General features: G+C 31.9%; 17 protein-coding genes. 10 read left to right on the top strand and 7 right to left on the bottom strand.

Annotated features, from left to right (window positions below):
- Positions 1-4 precede the first annotated feature (4 nt).
- The 7 genes from arsM to E5167_RS00850 are packed head-to-tail and all read right to left on the bottom strand — an operon-like array spanning position 5 to position 4765.
- Positions 5-976 carry an arsenosugar biosynthesis arsenite methyltransferase ArsM gene (arsM, locus tag E5167_RS00880; protein WP_136840076.1) on the bottom strand — a complete coding sequence of 324 codons (972 nt, stop codon included), beginning with the start codon at positions 974-976 and terminating at the stop codon, positions 5-7.
- An 18-nt stretch (positions 977-994) separates the two neighbouring features.
- Positions 995-1408: a DoxX family membrane protein gene (locus E5167_RS00875; protein WP_169301350.1), complete on the bottom strand. Its 414-nt coding sequence runs from the start codon at positions 1406-1408 to the stop codon at positions 995-997.
- Entirely contained in the window at positions 1408-2220 is an 813-nt protein-coding gene (locus E5167_RS00870) for a purine-nucleoside phosphorylase (protein WP_136840073.1), read from the bottom strand. The genes E5167_RS00875 and E5167_RS00870 overlap by 1 nt, the downstream gene beginning before the upstream one ends.
- Positions 2217-2822 carry a TIGR04282 family arsenosugar biosynthesis glycosyltransferase gene (locus E5167_RS00865; RefSeq protein WP_136840071.1) on the bottom strand — a complete coding sequence of 202 codons (606 nt, stop codon included), beginning with the start codon at positions 2820-2822 and terminating at the stop codon, positions 2217-2219. The genes E5167_RS00870 and E5167_RS00865 overlap by 4 nt, the downstream gene beginning before the upstream one ends.
- Positions 2815-3309: a rhodanese-like domain-containing protein gene (locus tag E5167_RS00860; protein WP_136840069.1), complete on the bottom strand. Its 495-nt coding sequence runs from the start codon at positions 3307-3309 to the stop codon at positions 2815-2817. Before E5167_RS00860 ends, E5167_RS00865 begins: the two co-directional genes overlap by 8 nt.
- A 10-nt stretch (positions 3310-3319) precedes the next feature.
- The gene (gene arsS, locus E5167_RS00855) at positions 3320-4384 is read right to left on the bottom strand and encodes an arsenosugar biosynthesis radical SAM (seleno)protein ArsS (RefSeq protein ID WP_136840067.1); all 1065 of its coding nucleotides are present in this window, start codon (positions 4382-4384) and stop codon (positions 3320-3322) included.
- Between the two features lie 45 nt (positions 4385-4429).
- Positions 4430-4765, bottom strand: a complete 336-nt coding sequence (locus tag E5167_RS00850; protein ID WP_136840065.1) for an arsenosugar biosynthesis-associated peroxidase-like protein — start codon at positions 4763-4765, stop codon at positions 4430-4432.
- A 192-nt stretch (positions 4766-4957) separates the two neighbouring features.
- Between E5167_RS00850 and E5167_RS00845 the strand changes: the two genes are divergently transcribed.
- From E5167_RS00845 to E5167_RS00800, 10 genes are all read left to right on the top strand, one after another.
- A complete protein-coding gene (locus E5167_RS00845) occupies positions 4958-7762 on the top strand; it encodes a M16 family metallopeptidase (protein ID WP_136840063.1) in 2805 nt (934 codons plus the stop codon).
- Between the two features lie 440 nt (positions 7763-8202).
- Entirely contained in the window at positions 8203-8754 is a 552-nt protein-coding gene (locus tag E5167_RS00840) for an RNA polymerase sigma factor (protein WP_136840061.1), read from the top strand.
- 2 nt (positions 8755-8756) lie between these two features.
- Entirely contained in the window at positions 8757-9551 is a 795-nt protein-coding gene (locus tag E5167_RS00835; RefSeq protein ID WP_136840059.1) for a HEAT repeat domain-containing protein, read from the top strand.
- An 81-nt stretch (positions 9552-9632) separates the two neighbouring features.
- Positions 9633-10442 carry a DUF4097 family beta strand repeat-containing protein gene (locus tag E5167_RS00830; RefSeq protein ID WP_136840058.1) on the top strand — a complete coding sequence of 270 codons (810 nt, stop codon included), beginning with the start codon at positions 9633-9635 and terminating at the stop codon, positions 10440-10442.
- Between the two features lie 27 nt (positions 10443-10469).
- On the top strand, positions 10470-11885 hold the full coding sequence (locus E5167_RS00825) for a TlpA family protein disulfide reductase (protein WP_136840056.1): 1416 nt from the start codon (positions 10470-10472) through the stop codon (positions 11883-11885).
- A 145-nt stretch (positions 11886-12030) separates the two neighbouring features.
- Positions 12031-14541, top strand: a complete 2511-nt coding sequence (locus E5167_RS00820; RefSeq protein WP_136840054.1) for a protein-disulfide reductase DsbD family protein — start codon at positions 12031-12033, stop codon at positions 14539-14541.
- A gap of 63 nt (positions 14542-14604) precedes the next feature.
- Positions 14605-16077, top strand: a complete 1473-nt coding sequence (locus tag E5167_RS00815; protein ID WP_136840053.1) for an aminotransferase class V-fold PLP-dependent enzyme — start codon at positions 14605-14607, stop codon at positions 16075-16077.
- Between the two features lie 15 nt (positions 16078-16092).
- Positions 16093-17043 carry a thioredoxin-disulfide reductase gene (trxB, locus tag E5167_RS00810; protein WP_136840051.1) on the top strand — a complete coding sequence of 317 codons (951 nt, stop codon included), beginning with the start codon at positions 16093-16095 and terminating at the stop codon, positions 17041-17043.
- Positions 17044-17376: 333 nt separating this feature from the next.
- Positions 17377-18411 (top strand): AraC family transcriptional regulator, encoded by a 1035-nt coding sequence (locus E5167_RS00805; RefSeq protein ID WP_136840049.1) that lies wholly within the window; start codon positions 17377-17379, stop codon positions 18409-18411.
- Between the two features lie 104 nt (positions 18412-18515).
- A complete protein-coding gene (locus E5167_RS00800; protein WP_136840048.1) occupies positions 18516-20030 on the top strand; it encodes a M61 family metallopeptidase in 1515 nt (504 codons plus the stop codon).
- The last annotated feature ends 3 nt before the right edge of the window (positions 20031-20033 follow it).

Below are 20033 nucleotides of genomic sequence, written 5' to 3'. Positions count from 1 at the left end.
GTGTTTAACAACAGCCTCCACCATCATAGTGATAAGTAGATTCACTAATATGAATATCATCACGATTAAGATTTGCTAAAGTTCCAGCGGTTTTATCGCAAATTGCTAATGGCTGGTTTTTTAAAAGTACATGTCCAGCTTTGTCATCAAAATAGTCTTGGTCACCAAAATAGATAGCCGCTTTCCCTGTAAATATACATGGACCATCACTTGGCATTGGATCTTTTATTGCGGCAACTTCAATAGATTCTATATAAATCAATTTGTCCGTAGGATAATTTTTAGAATCTAAGATTCTGTATGGTTTTCTTGCACGAATCTCAATGGTTCCAAATCCAGCATCTGTTAGTGCTTTTACATATTCAGCAATTGGCAAGCTACCACTTAGGCATAAAGCTCTTAAACGCTCATCATTACGAAGCTCATCATTCATTGGTTGTTCACAGGTTGGATCACTCATTACTAAACGTCCGTGAGGTTTTAATACACGATACATTTCGGCAATGGCCTTTTTTAGGTCGTCTGCTTTAAAAATATTGAATAAGCAATTTTGTGCTGCTACATCAATACTATTGTCTTGAACAGGAAGATTCATAGCATCGCCTTTTTTAAGATCAACAAACTCACTTTTAAACCAAGGGTTTTGCGCTTCGGCTTCAATGAAATTTTTACGAGATGCTTCTAGCATTTCATCAACCACATCAACACCAATTACACCACTTTTTTGACGATTAAAGTAAGCAAATTGCAATAGTTCCATACCACCACCAACGCCAACATAGAGCATTTTGGGGTTGTTGGTTAAATCACGTGCATGTACTGTGCTACCACAACCATAATTCATTTCCTGCATGATACGAGGAATTTTTAAACCTGGTAATTCCCAAATAGGGTTAGTGGTACAACATAAGCCTACATCTGGTGTTAATGCCGCTTCTTTATATACGTCGTAAGTAGTTTCTAAATAATTGCTCATAGTTTTTGTCGAATTTATTTATTTTTTTGTCATTAAAGAATCGATAGAAATAGTATCCCATTTTTTTGGGAGAAGTAAAATGCTTATAAGTAATATGGCTCTGAACATAACATGTGATAAATCCCAAATAGGATCTTTTAAGCCGTGGCCTATGGTAACAATTATTAATACAGATGCTAATATATACAGTGTGTAATCTATTTTCAACCCAATTATTAAGAGTGCGCCTCCAACTAATTCTGCTAATGAGGTGTAATAAGCTGTAAAATATAATATGAATTCAGGAATTATGTCAGCATAACTTGACAAGAAAAAGTTTTGATAAACGTTTTCTAGGCCAAACTTAAAAACTTTTCCAAATCCTTGAAAAAAGAATATGAAGCCTAAGAGGAATCTTAAAGTTAATACAGCTATTTGTTTGTTTAAATGCACTATAATTGTTTTATTAATTCTTTAAAAAGCGTAATCATATTTGGTTCTGCTTTTGCTGCCATTTCAATAATTTCAGCAATGTTTATGGGTTTTAGATTATCTGGGTCGCATTCATCTGTTAAAACTGACACTGCTGCTGCTTTTAATTTTAAATGATTGGCCACAATTATTTCAGGAACAGTACTCATACCAACAGCATCGGCGCCAATTATTTTAAGCATTCTATATTCAGCTCTTGTTTCTAATTGAGGTCCAACAACACTTACATAAACACCTTTGTGCAATTTTATGCCTTTGTCTTTAGCTATGTTTTCAAACTTAGAATTAATGTCTTGGTCGTAAGGAGTGCTCATGTCTGTAAACCGTTCTCCTAGTTGCGAAACGCCTTTAAAAGCTAAAGGGGAACTACCTTGAAGATTAATATGGTCATCAATAAGCATTAATTCACCTTTGTTAAAATTCAAATTAATTGCGCCTGAGGCATTAGATACTAATAACGTATGAATGCCTAATTTTTCCATAATACGAACAGGATACGTCACATCTTGAAGTGAGTAGCCTTCATATACATGAAAGCGACCTTGCATAACGACTACTTTTTTGCCTTCCAAAACACCATAAATTAACTTTCCTTTATGGAACTCTACAGTAGCTGTTGGGAAGTATGGAATATGGTTGTAACTAACTTCATTAATAATGTCTATTTCATTAAGAAGCTGCTCTAAACCAGTACCTAGAATAATGCCTATTTCTGGTTTGTCAAATCCTTTTTCTATTAAATATTCGGTGGTTTTTTTTATTTGTTTAATCATTTATTTAAATATTTTTTAAAAGCTTGAATATTTTTTAAATCGTCGTAAACATCAATATCATTTAATGTTTCCAGTAAATAAAGATGTTTGTTTTTTAAATCTTTTATAGTGTCTTTAAAAACGGTAGAGGTTCCCCATTTTTTATTTTTAAAGACTTGTGAATATAAAGATTTCATTGCTAATAAATAGTAGCCTCCATCATGAGCAGGACCTATGACTATATCATTTTCACCTAACGCTTTAAAGGCTTCATTTATATGGTTTGGATTTAAATTGAAGAGGTCACTTCCTATAATTGCAACCTTGTCATAATTATTGCTGAATGCTTCAAAAAAAGCATTGTGCATGCGAACACCTAAATCGTCTCCATGTTGTTGGTGTTTCTGATAAATTGAAGTATCCCAAATATCATGCTCTCTAATTTTTACTGAATAATAAACAGCTTTGTCGCACTTTAAATTTCTGGTTGTTTTTTCAGTTCTATCTAGAAGGGTTTTGTAAATGGTTAATGCATTTTCTTCACCAATAGATTTTGCTAAACGGGTTTTTACTTTACCAAGCTCTGGATTTCGGGTGAATATGATGAGCAAGTTTTTACTCATATACTTTTATTCCTTTTGTTAGCCATTGGCTCCATTCTTTAGAAAAAACATGTATGCTTTCTGTTTCTGTTGCTTCTGAATTATAAACATTAAAATCTTTATTTTTCCATTCAAAAATACCTCCATAGAGATTATAAACTTTAGTGTAGCCAGCTTTCTTTAGTTTTTTTGCAATGTTTTCCGATCGAATACCAATTGAACAATACACTACAATTTGCATATCTTTGTTTTTTATGATGCTTGAAACAGTTTCAATATTAAAATTATCGTATCCAATATGAATAGCATTCTTTATATGGCTTGTTTCGTATTCTTTAGGTTCTCTAGCATCTAAAATAATGGCTTCTGTTTTAGGCATTGCCAATTCTTGTACAGATATATAAGGAATATTTTTAGTATTGTGGTTTTTTAATAAATCACACATTGTTTCTTGTGAGAAACTAAATATCGAAAAGAGTAGAATTAAGATTTGAGTTATAAGTTTCATAGAAATAAATTTATACAACAGAGCCTTGACAACTACTACCTGCACCTGCTGTACACCCATAGCAATGTTGCGAAATAACAATATTTCTGTCATTGAGTACCTCTTCATTATATTCACTTATATGTTTTACTTTACTAGCTACTTTTAAATCTAACATTTGATTAAAATCACAATCGTATAACCAACCATCCCAACTTACAGAAATGGTATTGGTGCACATAACATTCGCAACAGCCATCGGATTATAGGCCTCTACTAATGCGTACATGTAATCTTCATAGTTTTCGGAAGCAATCAAATAATCTAAAAATCTAGAAATAGGTAAATTAGTAATAGCAAATAAATTGTGAAACTGAATATTGAAATCTTCTAATAAGGCTCTTTTAAAGTCTTTTTCCATAGAGGCTTGATCACTTGGTAAAAAAGCACCTGAAGGGTTATAAACTAGGTCTAATTTTAAATCGCTATTAGGCACACCATAACCTATGGCGTTTAAATCTTGCAACGCTTTTATGGATTGATCAAACACACCTTCGCCACGTTGCTTATCTGTTTTTCCACGAGTCCAATGTGGCATAGAGCTTATAACGTGTACGTTGTGCTTTTTAAAAAAATCAGGTAAATCGTAATATTTCTTATTGGCTCTAATAATGGTTAAGTTAGAACGTACAATAAAATCTTTAATACCAGCTTTTGAAGCTTCCTCGACAAACCATTTAAAATTTGGATTCATTTCTGGCGCGCCTCCAGTTAAGTCTAACGTATGTGCTCCAGTGTTTTTTATAACCTCCAAACATTGTTGCATAGTTTCGCGCGTCATAATTTCTTTTCGGTCTGGTCCAGCATCAACATGACAATGTTCACAAACTTGGTTGCACATATAGCCCACATTAATCTGTAATACCTCAAGCTTTCTTGGTTTTAAAGGAAACTGACCTATTTCTGCAATTTTATCTTTAAATTTTGGTAATTCTCCAGTTTTAAAAATACCGTTAGATAGAATTTCCAATTGCCTGTTGCTGTTAGCTAATTCGCTGTCGCGTTTATGTAAAGATTGTATTTTAAGTTTTGCCATATTTAAATTTTAAATAGATAAAAAATCTTTTGTCGTTAAGCTTTCTTATCCATCTAGTTTATTTACTTTATTCATCATTTGTACACCATGTACCAATGCAGCACCACTTTTAATAGCAGCGCCAACATGAACAGCTTCCATCATTTCTTCTTTGGTTAAGCCGCGTTGTAAGCCATCTTTTGAATATGCATCTATGCAGTAAGGACATTTTTCGGTATGTGATACTGCTAAGGCAATTAATGATTTTTCACGTGCTGTAAGTGCTCCTTCTTGAAAAACAGAGTTGTAATAATCAAAGAATTTGGTTCCTAATTCTTCACTCCATTCGGTGATGTTCCCAAATTTCCTAAGGTCTGCTGGGTCGTAATATGATTTAGACATGTATTATTAAGGTTTAAGTCGTTCTCTTTAGTTCGAAAAATATGTAAAAGTTTACAATTCCGCTATTAAAAAAGCACTAATTTAATGTCTTAAACTAGTTGCTGTTTATCATTAAGAATGTTTTAACAAGGAAACCATAAGAAAAGTAATTAAATTGCAACTTCAATAAAATTTAAGAAAAGCTAACAGAAGATGAAAAGAATACTTTTACAATTTTTTGCTCTCGCATGTGTGTTTGTAGTTAATGCACAGTCACTAAATTTAAATCAACCATTGCCATTAGATAATACCATTAAAAAAGGCGTTTTACCCAACGGAATGACGTATTATTTGCATAGTACAGATGTCACTAAAGATGTGGCAAGTTATTATATCATCCAAAACGTTGGATCAGTTTTAGAAAATGATGATCAACAAGGATTAGCACATTTTTTAGAGCACATGGCTTTTAATGGTACCGAGAATTTTGAAGGGAAAGGTATTTTAAATACGCTAGAAAAAGAAGGCATTGTATTTGGAAAAGATATTAATGCCTATACATCTTTTGATGAAACAGTATATAATATTGATAATGTGCCAACCACACCTGAGCTAGTAGAAACTGGATTGCAAATTCTTCGTGATTGGTCTAATTATTTATTGTTAACTGACGAAGAAATTGACGCCGAAAGAGGTGTGATTAAAGAAGAATGGAGAACACGCCAAAGTGGGCAAATGCGAATTTTGCAGCAATCTATCGAGACCATGTTTGGAGGTTCAAAATATGCTAAACGCATTCCAATTGGCAATATGGATGTTATTCAGAATTTTGAGTACAAAGCACTTCGCGATTTTTATCACGATTGGTATCGAACAGATCTACAAGCAATAGCTATTGTTGGAGATATTGATGTTGATGACATGGAGGTAAAAATTAAAGAAAAATTTTCAACGATTCCAGCTGTTGAAAATGCACCTGAACGCTTCATTGTAAAGATTGAAGATAATGATAAGCTCATGTATGATATTGCTATGGATAAAGAGGTGTCAACAGCAAATATTTCTTTTGGTATTCGTCACGATAAATCTTTAGAAAATGAAACTGTAGCCGATTTAAGAATTGGACTTTTAAATAGCATGATTTCAAGTATTTTAGGTACGCGTTTTCGAGAAATTTCACAACAACCAGATGCACCATTTATAGCAGTTGGAGCTGGTTTTGGAGACATGACAAGAGTGCACAATGCGTTTAATGTTCGTGTAGCACCAAAACCAGAAAAACAACAAGAAGCCTTTAAGTTGGTAATGACCGAAATTAATAGAGCTGTAAAATTTGGGTTTACCAATGCTGAAATTAAACTTGTAAAAGCACAGTTTAGTAGCTTTTACGAAAATCAAATAGCGAAACGTAACGATCGTCCGCATGGGCAAATTATTCAATCTATTCAAAAGAATTATTTAGAGAACGCTCACTTAACTGATATTGAAAAAGAATTTGAAATAGTAAAAGGGCTGTTCAGTCAAATTACTCAAGCAGATTTACTTCAAAGAATGCAAGACATTTATACTCAAAAAAACCGAACTCTTGTGGTTACAGGAGTTGAAGGGAAAAATAACTTAACCGAAGAACAAGCAAATCAGATTATTAAAGACGCCGAAAATGACACAACGCTTCAACCTTATGAAGAAGATGAAGAAGCAAAATCGTTAATGGATGGTGTAAACTTGGTTCCTGGTAAGATTGTAGAAGAAAAAGAAAACAGCGAGTTAGGATTTACAACTTTTACTCTTAGCAATGGTATTAAGGTGTATTACAAATTTGCAGATAAGAACAAAAATGATGTAAAATTGGAAGCTATAAGCGATGGCGGAAAATCATTATTAAAAGTTGATGAATTACCTTCAGCAGAAATTGTTAGTAATGTGGTACAGTTATCTGGATTGGGAGAATTTTCTATGACCGATTTACCAAAAGTGCTTGCAGGAAAAACAGCCAATACAAGTTTTAGTATTGGAGAAACTACTGAGGCTATTGTTGGAGCATCTTCAACTAAAGATGTTGAAACCATGTTGCAAATGGTAAACTTGCGTTTTACAAAACCACGTTTTGACGAAACCAGCTATAAAGTGTTAATGCAGAATATTGATAATTTCTTAGTAAGAAGAAGTCAAGATTTAAACTCAAAAATGTCCGATAGTGTTACTACGACGCTTTATGGACATAATCATTCTACAAAGCGTATTTTTAATAAATCGTTTGTGGCAGATATGAGTTTCGAGAAATCAAAAGCGGTTTATAAAAGTAGATTTAACAATGCTGCTGATTTTACATTTTTTATAGTTGGAGACGTTAAAAAAGAAGACGTAAAGCCTCTATTAGAAAATTATATTGCAAGTATCCCAACAACAAATGTTAAAGAAAACTGGGTGAATAATGCAGTAGAATGGTCTGCTAAAAACATAGATAAAGATATTTATCTACCTATGGAAGACCCTAAAGGATCAGTACAAATGGCCATTAAAAAAGAAATGCCTTTTAACTTGAAAGATCAATTGTTAATGACAGCATTAGGTAAAATACTTCAATTAAGATATAATGAATTATTAAGAGAAGATGAAGGAGGAACCTATGGAGCAAGTAGTTGGGGACAAGTATTTAAAGAGCCAAGATCAATAGCCTATTTGTCAGTAACATTCGATTGTAATCCGGATTTAGTTGAAAAGCTAATTGGCATTGTTCACGCTGAAATTGATAAAATAAAGAAAGGAACAGTACTTCAAACCGACCTTGATAAGGTCACCACAAATCTTATAAAAGAAAGAGAAGATAGTAAGAACTTTAATGCATACGAGATGTCGTTATTAAAAAACCTAATTTTAGAAGGTTATAATATGGAAGCACCTGAAAATTTTAAGAACATTGTTAAATCAATCACAAAGAATGATATTCAAGATATGGTAAAAAGACTGTTAGACAACCATAAATCGTTTGAAATTGTGTTTAAACCTATTGAGTAATATTTGCACTTCATAAGGAAAATATTAAGAAGCATTAGTTTGCTACATGCAAGGATTTTTAATCCCTTGTTTTATTCTTTAGTAGCTAAATATCGTTCTTTCTGAAGTTGCTATACTTAAACTTCGAGTTGCTATCTATTATTATGGGAGGTCAGTGGCATTACTACTTACGAGCTCACCATCAAAATCTGTTTTTTGCTATTATAAAATAGCTTAGTGTATCAAATATTTAAAGTATTTAATTATTTTTTGTAACGTTTTTAGAAAATAGATGTATATCTATACTGAAAGCGAAACTTTTTGTTTTTTCTAAAGTAGAAAATAGTTAGAGCTTAAAGAATTAGTAAACTAATTTTTATTAGAGGGATATTAAATTGACTAGAAACTATTGGCAAAATACGATACCCTAATTATTGAAGAACCAACTAACAAAGATAAAATTGAATACATTATCAGACAATGCCTTAATGCTTGGAGTAAAAGCTGGAGATAACCATAAGTTAGGCTTATTGTACGAGCGTTATAAAAAGCGACTTTTTGGATTCTTTTATAACATGAATAAAGACGCGTATTTAAGTGAGGATCTAGTTCAAAATGTCTTTATGAAAATATTGAAATATAAGCACACCTATACAGAGGAGAGCAAATTTGTTGTGTGGATTTTTCAAATTGCTAGAAATACAAGTTATGATAGCTTTAAGAAAAATAAAAAGAATGTTCATAAAGATATAGAAGATGTAGAGTATTCATTAAACGCAACAGATGATATTGATGGGGTGATTGTTAAAAATGAGAATACAGCCATTTTAAAAAAAGCAATTGAATTGTTGTCACCAGAAAAAAAAGAGGTCATTTTACTTAGCAAGTTTAAAGAATTAAAATACAAGGAGATAGGTAAAATTATTGGGTGCTCAGAAGGAAACGCAAGAATTAAGGTGCATAGGGCTGTAAATGAATTAAAAAATATTTTTCTAACACTAGATAACAGATAGCAATGAATTACAAAGAATTTAAAGAAACAATAGTAGATTATCTATCTGAGAACTTATCAGAAGATAAGCAACAAGAGTTCAAGCAGTTTTTAGTAGAAAACCCTCAGTACAACATTGAGTTTGAAACAGCAAAGCTATTTTGGAGCGAGTTTGATAATGAAACTCCAGATCCAACACCAGAGATGGATATGAAGTTTTACGCAATGTTAAACTCTCAAACAAAATCCACTAAAGAGGTATCAATTATTAAAAGCATAGAAAACTTTCTATTTGGTAGTTTTTCAAAACAATTAGCATATACACTTGCAACTTTAGCTATTGGGTTTTTTATAGGAAACCATATAAATCCTTCAAAAAGCTTCCCTGAAAAGGAGTTGGCTGTGGCCAAGCAAGAGATAGAGAATGTTCGCTCACAATTGGTTGTAACCTTATTAGACCAGCCTTCGGCAAATAAAAGACTACAAGCGGTTAATGAGGTGAATAAAATGGACAATGTTACAGAAACTATTATTAAAGCGTTATTTATGACCTTAAATAATGATGAGAATGTAAATGTTCGTTTGTCAGCCATAGAGGCTTTGAAAAATTATACAAATATTTCATTGGTAAGGGAAGGCTTAGTAGCATCAATAATAAACCAAGAGTCACCTTTAGTACAGATAGCTATGGCAGATTTGATGGTAGAAATGCAAGAAAAAGATGCTGTTGAAATATTTAAAGAATTAATTGAAAAAGAGAACATTAATGAAAGTGCAAAAGAAAAAATGGAAGAAAGTATACAGAGTATAGCCATTTAGAACAATTACTAAAAAAATGCAATAAGCTTAATGTACCTTATACTTTAAGACTTAAAATGAATTAAAAAAAACAAAAAAGCAATGAAGACTAAACATTTAAAACAAACGATTACAACACTGTTATTTTTACTAACACTAAATATAACAGCACAAAAAATAATTACTGTTCCTATGGATAACCCTAATGAAAAGGGACTACTAGAAATAGCGACAATGAATGGTTCTATAAGCATAAAAGGGTATTCTGGGAATGAAGTCATTGTAAAAGGAACGGCTAGGATACAAGCAAACGAAAAAGAACAATTAGTTAATGGGTTAAAAAAAGTTTCCAATACTTCTATTGAGTTTAGAGTAGAAAAATATGGTAATGAAGTAAATGTCAGAAATTCTTCAAAAAAAATAATAGATTTTGAAGTGCAAGTACCTGAAAAATTTTCTTTAAAAGTCACTACTCATAATCAAGGGGAAGTTCATGTAGAGAATGTAAATGGCATAATGGACATTAATAATACAAATGGTAAAATAACATTAAAAGATATTAGTGGTTCTGTAATTGCCAGTGCTATGAATGGTGATATTATAACCAATTTTTTAAAAGTTAATCCTAATGAGCCAATGGCATTTAGTTGTATGAATGGTGATATAGATGTCACCTTTCCTAACAGCATTAAAGCAGATATGAAAATAAACTTAGAAGGAGGAGATATATATTCAAACTTCGATTGGAAAATAATTTCATCTAAAAAAGAACCAGAAAAAGCAAACCCTAGAAAAAAAGGAAGTCAATATGTAATAAAGGCTAAAGAATGGCTGACTACCTCAATAAATGGAGGAGGAACAGAAATTCAAATTAAAGGCTATAATACTGATGTTTTCGTAAGGAAACAGTAAAAAAACACTATTTAAAAATTTAATTAAATGAAGAATATAATATCTATTTTAATACTGACATTGATTTTTACATCTTGTGCAGAAAAAACAACAGATTATATAATAATATCTGGAGTTATTAAAAACGCAAAAGTAGATACTGAATTAAGTCAAAATAGCGATAAACTTGCTATTAGTAGTAGAGATAAAGAACCTATTCATAATATTTTAGTACATAAAGACGGTACATTTAGGGATACACTACACCTCGCAGAAGGGCATTATTCAATGTATTATGAAGGAGAAAAAGCATATATATATTTAAAACCAGGAAATGAATTAAATGTAAAATTTGATATAAAGAATTTTGACAAAACGCTCACTTTTGAAGGGAAGGGAAGTATAGAAAACATCTATTTAATACAGAAGCACTTAAAAGAACTATCCTATGGGAATCCTTCTCTTTTATCGTTAGCAAAATTAGATGAGCCTGCTTTTTTAAATAAAATTAACCTTATTAAAAAAGAGATGTTGATTTTTTTGGAGGAATATAAAAACTTAACCAAAGAGTTGAGAAATATTGAACAGAAAAAGATTGAATATGAATGGGTAAATAGAATTAACCGCTACCAAGACTATAGACGTTATGTGCTCAAAGATGATGGGTTTACAGTTTCAAAGGCGTTCCCAACAATTCCAAAAGAATTATATGATTTAGAAAATGAAGCACTGTTAAATATAAAGCCATACCAAACTTTTATATTGACAGAATATGATAAATTATCGCAAGAGCTAAATAGTGAGGATACATTACTGGATAAAAACATTGCTTACTTTAAAGCTGTAATCAAGTATTCAAAAAGCCCTATTGTTAAAAACTACTTATTGTTTAAAAAAGCAATGTATGGAATTAACAATGCTAACCAGTTAGATGATTATTATAACACCTTTATTGAAGGCTCTACCAATGATGAGCATAAACAATACATTACAAATAAGTATAAAAAGTTAATAGCTAAGCCTAATAAAGGAGATGTGTCACCAAGTTTTGTTAATTATGAAACTGCTTCTGGCGATACTAAATCCTTAAGCGATTTTAAAGGAAAGTATGTCTATATTGATATTTGGGCAACTTGGTGCGCTCCTTGTAAAAAAGAAGTGCCTTATTTGAAAAAATTAGAGAAAGAATATGAGGATAAGAATATTGAGTTTGTTAGTATTTCTATAGATACTCCAAAAGCAAAGGAAGAATGGAAAAGAATGGTTAAAGAAGAAAATTTAGGAGGAACACAACTTTTAGCGGATAAAGATTGGAAATCAAGTTTTATTAAAAAATATGCCATTGCTGGTAGTGGTATTCCACGATTTATTTTAATTGACCCAGAAGGATATGTTGTAGATGCCGATGCTCCTAGACCATCTGATGATAAACTAGAGTTATTATTTGAAAAGTTAACTTTGTAAATAGTAATAAGAAAACAGCTTCGGGTGTAATCACTAATTCAATAAATTGACAATAGAAAACCCATTTAATGTTATGTTAAAATAAATGAGACTTAAAATACATTAATTCTATTGTTTTATTTTTACCATGAACAAAACTAGAAGAATGAAACATATTATTGCCCTTTTCACCTTTTTATTGAGTGTCACACTTTCTGCCCAAATTTTAGAGCCTGTGAAGTGGGAGTTTCAAACAGAAAAGATTTCTGAAAATGAATATAAGTTAAAGTTTATTGCCTTGGTGGACGATAATTGGGCAATCTATTCTCAAAGCATTCCAGAAGATGGGCCAATACCCACAACTTTTAATTTTGATGAGAACGCTGCTGTGACTTTAGTTGGTGACGTTGTAGAGAGTGATGAGAATAAAGTGACAAAACACGATCCAGTGTTTGACATGACCTTATCTAAATTTTATAATAAAGCTGAATTTACTCAAGTCGTAACGCTTTTAAACCCTAATACTATCATCACAGGAACGCTTAATTTTATGACTTGTGATGATAAACGCTGTTTACCACCAACAGATGTGCCTTTTGAGTTTGTTGTTTCAGATAATTTAATGGAGCAAGAAAGCATGCCTGAATTTGATTTAGGAGATTCTCAAATATTAGATCCAGTATCTTGGCAATTTGAAACAAACAAAATTAGCGATGACGAATATGACATCATATTTACAGCTAACATTGAAGATAAATGGGCTGTATATTCACAATTTGTTGAAGAAGGAGGGCCTTTACCAACCATATTTAATTTTGAAGAAAACGAGAATTATCAACTCATAGATAGCGTTGTTGAAAGTGATGAAAACAAAGTCACTAAGCACGATAAAGTGTTTGATATGGAGGTTTCTAAATTCTTCAATAAAGCCACCTTTAAGCAACGAATTAAAGTGGTTGGAGATCAATTTAGAATAAGTGGGAATATTGAATATATGACCTGTGATGATGAGCAGTGTATATTTAAACCAGACAACCCATTTGAGTTTAGTTTTTCAGTAAATAAAGGCTTGGATGTTGCAAATGAAGAGGATGCTTTACTTACTAATGTGCCTACTATAAACTCTAATGATACAAATCAATTGCTTTATGGGATGTCTGTAGGAGATATTTCAAAATCAGATATTAAATGTAATAATGAAGGAAGTTCAATTGCTACAGATGTTAAAGAACAAGGGAAATCGCTTTGGAGTATTTTCGGACTTGGTTTTCTGGGAGGTTTGTTAGCGTTGTTAACGCCTTGCGTGTTTCCAATGATACCTTTAACAGTAAGTTTCTTTACTAAAAAAGACAATGGAGATAATGGCTCTGGAATTTACAAGGCACTACTTTATGGGTTTTTTATTTTTGCCGTATATGTGGTATTAAGTGTGCCATTTCACTTGTTGGATTCTGTAAATCCTGATATCCTTAACGAAATTTCAACCAATGTAGTGTTGAATGTTATTTTCTTTATCATTTTTATCTTTTTTGCATTTTCATTTTTTGGATATTACGAATTAACCTTACCTGCAAAATGGACAAATAAAACAACACAAGGTGAGAATTTTGGTGGTGTTTTAGGAGTGTTTTTTATGGCTTTAACTTTGGCTATTGTATCGTTTTCTTGTACTGGACCAATTTTAGGATCCTTACTGGCAGGATCATTAACTGTTGATGGTGGTGCGTGGCAACTCACGGCAGGAATGGCAGGATTTGGTGTGTCTTTAGGATTACCTTTTGCATTGTTCGCCATGTTCCCTAATATGTTAAATGCATTACCAAAATCGGGAGGTTGGTTAAATACAACCAAAGTTGTTTTAGGGTTTTTAGAATTAGCATTGGCATTTAAGTTTTTATCGAATGCCGATTTAGTACAACATTGGGGAATATTAAAAATTGAAGTATTCTTAGGTTTATGGATTATTATATTTGCTGGATTAGCTTTATATATTTTAGGAAAAGTCAAGTTTCCGCACGATTCACCTATTAGAAAATTATCATTCTTTAGAATATCTTCAGGAGTTTTGGTAGCAGCATTTGTGGTGTATTTAGCATCAGGATTTAGGGTTAATAAAGAAACAAACACGTTCACACCTTTAACACTTTTAAGTGGTTTAGCACCACCTGTAGGGTATAGTTTCTTGAAACCTAATGACTGCCCAAACAATCTAGATTGTTTTAAAGATTTAAAAACAGGAATTGCATATGCAAAAAAAGTTAACAAACCCATTATGTTAGATTTTACAGGATATGCTTGTGTAAACTGTAGAAAAATGGAAGAGCATGTTTGGCCATTACCATCTATTGATAAATATTTAAGGAATGATTATGTACTAATTTCGTTATACGTTGATGATAAAAAAGAATTGCCAGAAAGCCAGCAAATAGATGTGCCTAGGATTAATGGAGGCACAAGAACCTTAAAAAATTATGGACACAAATGGGCGCATTTTCAAACACAGTTTTTTCAAACCAATTCGCAACCTTATTATGTCTTGTTAAATCCAGATGGAACCAAAATTTTAAACCAGCCTGTTGCTTACACTCCAAATGAGGATGAATATGCTCGGTTTTTAGAATGTGGACTCAATGTTTTTAAAAACTCCAATAAAACAGACTTTAATATAACACCTTAATTTTTTAGTTACTTAAAGCAATTCTTTTCACTATTTTTGTACACGCTAAATTTTAAGAAGATAATGTCAACACAGCTAGAAAACTATTTTCAAAAATTCAGAGAAAACATCGTTGGAATCGACCAATCTTTTGTGTCTCCTTATGGAAAAAAGGACATTATATATGCCGATTGGACTGCAAGTGGAAGGTTGTATAAACCTATAGAAGAAAAGATGATGAATGTTATTGGCCCTTATGTGGCTAATACACATACCGAAACTTCTATAACTGGCTCGTCAATGACGCATGCGTACCACGAGGCACGCAACATTATTAAACAACATGTAAATGCTTCTAAAGATGATGTTTTAATAACTGTTGGTACAGGAATGACTGGAGCTATTAATAAGTTTCAGCGCATTTTAGGTTTAAAAGTATCAGAGAATTTAAAAGAGTACACAACCGTTCCAGAAGAATTACGTCCAGTAGTATTTGTAACACATATGGAGCACCATTCTAATCAAACTTCATGGTTAGAAACCATTGCAAAAGTTGAGGTAATACCTTGCGATGAAAAAGGCTCGGTGTGCATGAAAAGCTATAAAAAACTGCTTAATCAGTATAAAGATCATCCTATAAAAATAGCTGCAGTAACAGCTTGTTCTAATGTTACAGGAATAAAAACAGATTATCACGCTATTGCGAAATTAATTCATCAAAATAATGGATTATGTTTTGTGGACTTTGCATGTTCGGCACCTTATGTTGAGATTAATATGCATCCAGAAGATGATGAAGCCTATTTAGATGCTGTCATGTTTTCACCACATAAGTTTTTAGGAGGTCCTGGAGCGTCAGGAGTATTAATTTTTAATAAGAAATTATATAAAAATTTAGTGCCAGATAATCCAGGAGGAGGAACCGTATCTTACACAAACCCATGGGGAGATCATGATTATATTGATGATATAGAATCTAGAGAAGATGGAGGTACACCAGGATTTTTGCAAGCTATAAAAGTAGCTTTGGCAATTAAGCTTAAAGACCAAATGGGTGTTGAAAATATTTTGGCACGAGAACATGAAATAAACGATATTATTTTCGACAAATTATCAAAAATTAAAAACCTACGCATTTTAGCTGGACATCATAAAGATCGCTTAGGTGTGTATTCATTTTATATTGAAGATGCACATTATAATTTAGTAGTAAAGCTTTTAAACGACTATTATGGTATTCAGACTCGTGGAGGTTGTTCATGTGCAGGAACGTATGGACATTTTCTGTTAAATGTAGATTTGCCAACCTCTAAAGCTATTGAGCTTAAAATTTTAGAAGGTTGTTTAATTGAAAGACCAGGATGGGTGCGCATGTCTATTCATCCAACAATGACTAATGAAGAAATTTATTTTATTTGTGATGCTATTAAAGACGTTGCAGAAAACTTTGAAGTTTGGAGTAAGGATTACGAATATAATGCGATTAAGAACGAATTCGAACACACCCAAAATTTAGAAATAGAGAAAAAAATAACCAGTAATTGGTTTAATGTTTAAAAATTGATTAATAACATGTCAGAAACAATAGAAAGAGTAAAGTGCCTAATTATAGGTTCAGGACCTGCAGGTTATACCGCAGCAATTTATGCTGCAAGAGCTAATATGAATCCTGTGTTATATCAAGGTTCGCAACCAGGGGGACAATTAACAACCACTAACGAAGTTGAAAATTTTCCAGGATACCCAGAAGGGGTTACTGGTCCGGAAATGATGATTCAGTTACAGCAACAAGCCGAAAGATTTGATACTGATGTAAGAGATGGTTGGATAACTAAAGTCGATTTTTCAGGAGATATACATAAAGTTTGGGTAAACGATACTAAAGAAATTCACTGTGATACTGTAATTATTTCTACAGGAGCATCAGCAAAATACCTTGGTTTAGAATCTGAACAAAAATACTTGAAACTAGGTGGAGGAGTTTCGGCATGTGCTATTTGTGATGGGTTCTTTTATCGTAACCAAGAAGTAGTAATAGTTGGAGCTGGAGATTCAGCTTGTGAAGAAGCACATTATTTATCGAAACTTTGTAAAAAAGTAACAATGCTAGTTAGAAGGGATGAGTTTAGAGCTTCTAAGATTATGGCATCAAGAGTTAGGAACACTGAGAATATTGAAATTTTATTTAATACTGAAACTGATGAAGTTTTAGGCGATGGCCAAGTTGTAACAGGTGTTAGAGTGTTTAACAACCAAACCAACGAAAAACATGAGATTCCAGCAACAGGATTTTTTGTAGCTATTGGGCACAAACCAAATACAGATATTTTTAAAGATTATTTAGAGTTGGATGAAACGGGTTATATCATTAATAAACCTGGAACATCAAAAACAAATATCGATGGTGTGTTTGTAAGCGGTGATGCGGCAGACCATGTTTATCGACAAGCAGTAACTGCAGCAGGAACAGGATGTATGGCAGCTTTAGATGCCGAGCGATACTTAGCAGCTAAGGAAGGATAAAAAAATCTTTTACTATAAATAAAAAACCCTCTTAAGATGTTATTCTAAGAGGGTTTTTTTGTACACAACATTGACTTATGTTTGAACCGTTTATTCGGTTTAGTTAAAAAACTAAGTGAAATGAAATAAGTATCGTAGTTTCGACTCCCGTTCAGACCGCAAAATTGCTAAAAGCCTTAACCAGTTGAGGCTTTTTCGTTTTAGGATAGCTAGTTCAGTAATAACAGTAGGTATAGAGGTGATGTTTTGTGGTCTAGGTGATGCTGTAATCAGTTACTGGTTAAAATTGTAACTTTATCTTTTTGTAATCGTCAAAGTTGTTTAACTTATCATATGGGAAAAGACATAACATTATTGTTAAATATTATAGGTGTAGGTAATTTATTCTTGCTGTCAATATTTCAACTTACTAGTAGAGGGAAGAAACACTCTAGTCAACGTTATTTTCTATCAGCTATCTTTTTTATTTTAAGTTGGATAACTTTAAATACCATTCTAAATCATAGCGGTTACAGCGAATTGTTTTATGGCTTTGAAACTATATCAAATGCCTTTATGTTTATTTTGGCTTCTACATTATATGTATATGTGAAAACACTTTTTAAAGAGGTAAACCTCCAAGAATGGTTAAAGCATTTAATACCTTTTTTTTGCTATTTCTTTCTAGTAGTATTTTCTTTAATATATTCATTTAATATTTTTGGATACAATAGTCAATCGGTACTAGAAGGAATGCCATATCAAGTAGTATGGAATCTGTATTTTGCTATCTATCTTTTTAAAATATTCTTTTTGGTTAAAAGGGGAAAGCAAAAATTAAGCTTCTTTTCAAGAGTATTGATTTTTGGTGTTTCTTTATCTTGGGGGGTTAACCTACTTATTTTTTTATATCGACATATTTTCAATCCATTGCCATCAAGTGTTTATCTTAATATTACATTGTTTTTTACAGGAATTAGCATCATCTATTTGTATGCTACTTTAAAAAAGGTTCCACAAAAAAGGACGTCTTTTGCAAACACAAAACTTGAAATAGAAATAGATCCAGATACGCTTGTAAAGACAATTATAGAACAGAAAATTTACGAGAATGCAGATTTAAATATTCGTGTTTTGTCAGATAAAATTAATATGCCTTATTATAAAGTGAGTGCATTTATACATACAGCATTCAATCAAAATTTCAATGAATTTATAAATAGTATCCGTGTAAAAGAATTTATTAAAGAAATACGCCAAAATAGCCACCAATCTTTAACTATTAAAGGGCTTGCCAATAAAGTAGGTTTTAAATCAACCTCGGCATTTTATAAAGCTTTTAAAAAAGAAACAGGAACCACGCCTTCAAAGTATATTGATACACTATAGTTTTTTTAACTTGTTCTGATTTTAAAATCCAAACAACTAGTATTTGGTAATGGGCTTTTAGGTTATCTATTTTTGACAATCATTAATCAAAATAATAGAGACGCATGAAACATTTAATTATCATTTTTTCTTTTTTAGCCTTTAGTTATTCAAATGCTTTTAATCAGATTTCTTTAAATAATATATCGAAAAATGGTAGAGAAAATATAACACAATATACAATAACTATAAATAAAAACCATAATAAAAAAGCCCAAATAGTGGTTTCATTCATTCCAAAAAATGATACATTATATATGGCTCCAGGAGCATATCAATTACCTAATAGGTGGGCTACTTTTGTTTCAGATTTACAGTTATTAAATAAAGAGAATGCCCCTGTTGAAATAAGTGAACTTGGAGGCGCTAAATGGTTGATAAAAACACCGCAAAAAGGAAGAGTAACATTAAAGTATAACATAAATCTTACTCATGATGAACATAGATGGGGTGGAGGAATAGATGGCGTTGCTTTTAATACAGATTGGGGTGTGTTTTCTACGACAAGAGCTTTTTTGATTTTAAACGGTTCTGATAGAACTAATATCGAGGTTAATTTCAAAATTGATGATTCCTGGAAGTTAACCACGTCATGGACTCCAAAACCAAATAATAAGCATTCTTATATTGTACATAATTATGAGGAACTTACCCAATCTATGTTTTTTGCTGGAACTCAGGAAGAAATTTTAATAGACAAGGGTGGTTTTAAGCTTGTTTTTGCCCTAGGAGGTGATGACGTTTTGGCTAAAAAAGAGTATTATGCCAATATGGCTTCTGGAGTTTTAAATTATTATGAAAAGCTAATGAAAGGACTCCCAAAGCTAGATTCTTCAACCTTTACCGTATTTATTAATTCTTGGAGTAAAACAGATGGTGAAGCTATTGGAAATAACATAAGTTTATTGGTGAAAAAGGATGCAAAAGGTATGGATAAAAATATAGCTAATTTTATTTTTGCTCATGAGTTTTTCCATTTGTGGAATGGCAAATCATTTTTTCCTAAAAACCCTAATACCGTTGAATGGTTTAAAGAAGGGTATAGTAATTATTATACTCTAAAAGCCTTATTCAGTATTGGGTATTTGTCTGAAGATGAATTCCTAAGTATTTTAGATGATTTATTTTACCAAAGTTATATAAATGATGATGGTTTAGGGAAGATTCCTGCAGTACAAGGAGAAGAAAAACATAATCATTGGGGGCTAATTTATGCAGGAGGGATGTTTAATGGAATAGCTCAAGATATAGAAATACGGCTCAATTCCAATAATACTAAAAGTTTAGATGATTTAATGAGAAACTTGTTCCAGAATTATTCTGGCAGTGATAAAGCTTATACAATACAAGATTTACAGGAAATGCTGTCAAATTTAAGTGGTAAAGATCAAACAGAGTTTTTTAAAGATTATATCTACGGAACAAAGCGTATTCCTATTGAAAATTACATGTCTCGAGTTGGTTTCTCTTCAGAAATCAAGGATAATAAATTACAAGTTCAGAAGAAAATAAATACTTCCGCTTTTGAACAAGATATAATAAATAGTATTTACGGTAATGAACTAAGTAAAAAAAACTAAAAA

The sequence above is a fragment of the Pontimicrobium aquaticum genome, from assembly GCF_005047595.1.
In the GTDB taxonomy this organism is placed as follows: Bacteria; Bacteroidota; Bacteroidia; order Flavobacteriales; family Flavobacteriaceae; genus Pontimicrobium; species Pontimicrobium aquaticum.
Note: the sequence above shows the minus strand (reverse complement) of the source record. Positions and strands in the feature narration are given on the sequence as shown.

Coding starts and splice junctions, on each gene's coding strand:
- arsM (WP_136840076.1), bottom strand. CDS start 976: ATGAGCAATTATTTAGAAACTACTTACGACGTATATAAAGAAGCGGCA.
- E5167_RS00835 (WP_136840059.1), top strand. CDS start 8,757: ATGAATTACAAAGAATTTAAAGAAACAATAGTAGATTATCTATCTGAG.
- E5167_RS00820 (WP_136840054.1), top strand. CDS start 12,031: ATGAAACATATTATTGCCCTTTTCACCTTTTTATTGAGTGTCACACTT.
- E5167_RS00815 (WP_136840053.1), top strand. CDS start 14,605: ATGTCAACACAGCTAGAAAACTATTTTCAAAAATTCAGAGAAAACATC.
- E5167_RS00800 (WP_136840048.1), top strand. CDS start 18,516: ATGAAACATTTAATTATCATTTTTTCTTTTTTAGCCTTTAGTTATTCA.
- E5167_RS00865 (WP_136840071.1), bottom strand. CDS start 2,822: ATGAGTAAAAACTTGCTCATCATATTCACCCGAAATCCAGAGCTTGGT.
- E5167_RS00830 (WP_136840058.1), top strand. CDS start 9,633: ATGAAGACTAAACATTTAAAACAAACGATTACAACACTGTTATTTTTA.
- E5167_RS00870 (WP_136840073.1), bottom strand. CDS start 2,220: ATGATTAAACAAATAAAAAAAACCACCGAATATTTAATAGAAAAAGGA.
- trxB (WP_136840051.1), top strand. CDS start 16,093: ATGTCAGAAACAATAGAAAGAGTAAAGTGCCTAATTATAGGTTCAGGA.
- E5167_RS00845 (WP_136840063.1), top strand. CDS start 4,958: ATGAAAAGAATACTTTTACAATTTTTTGCTCTCGCATGTGTGTTTGTA.
- E5167_RS00825 (WP_136840056.1), top strand. CDS start 10,470: ATGAAGAATATAATATCTATTTTAATACTGACATTGATTTTTACATCT.
- E5167_RS00805 (WP_136840049.1), top strand. CDS start 17,377: ATGGGAAAAGACATAACATTATTGTTAAATATTATAGGTGTAGGTAAT.
- arsS (WP_136840067.1), bottom strand. CDS start 4,384: ATGGCAAAACTTAAAATACAATCTTTACATAAACGCGACAGCGAATTA.
- E5167_RS00850 (WP_136840065.1), bottom strand. CDS start 4,765: ATGTCTAAATCATATTACGACCCAGCAGACCTTAGGAAATTTGGGAAC.
- E5167_RS00860 (WP_136840069.1), bottom strand. CDS start 3,309: ATGAAACTTATAACTCAAATCTTAATTCTACTCTTTTCGATATTTAGT.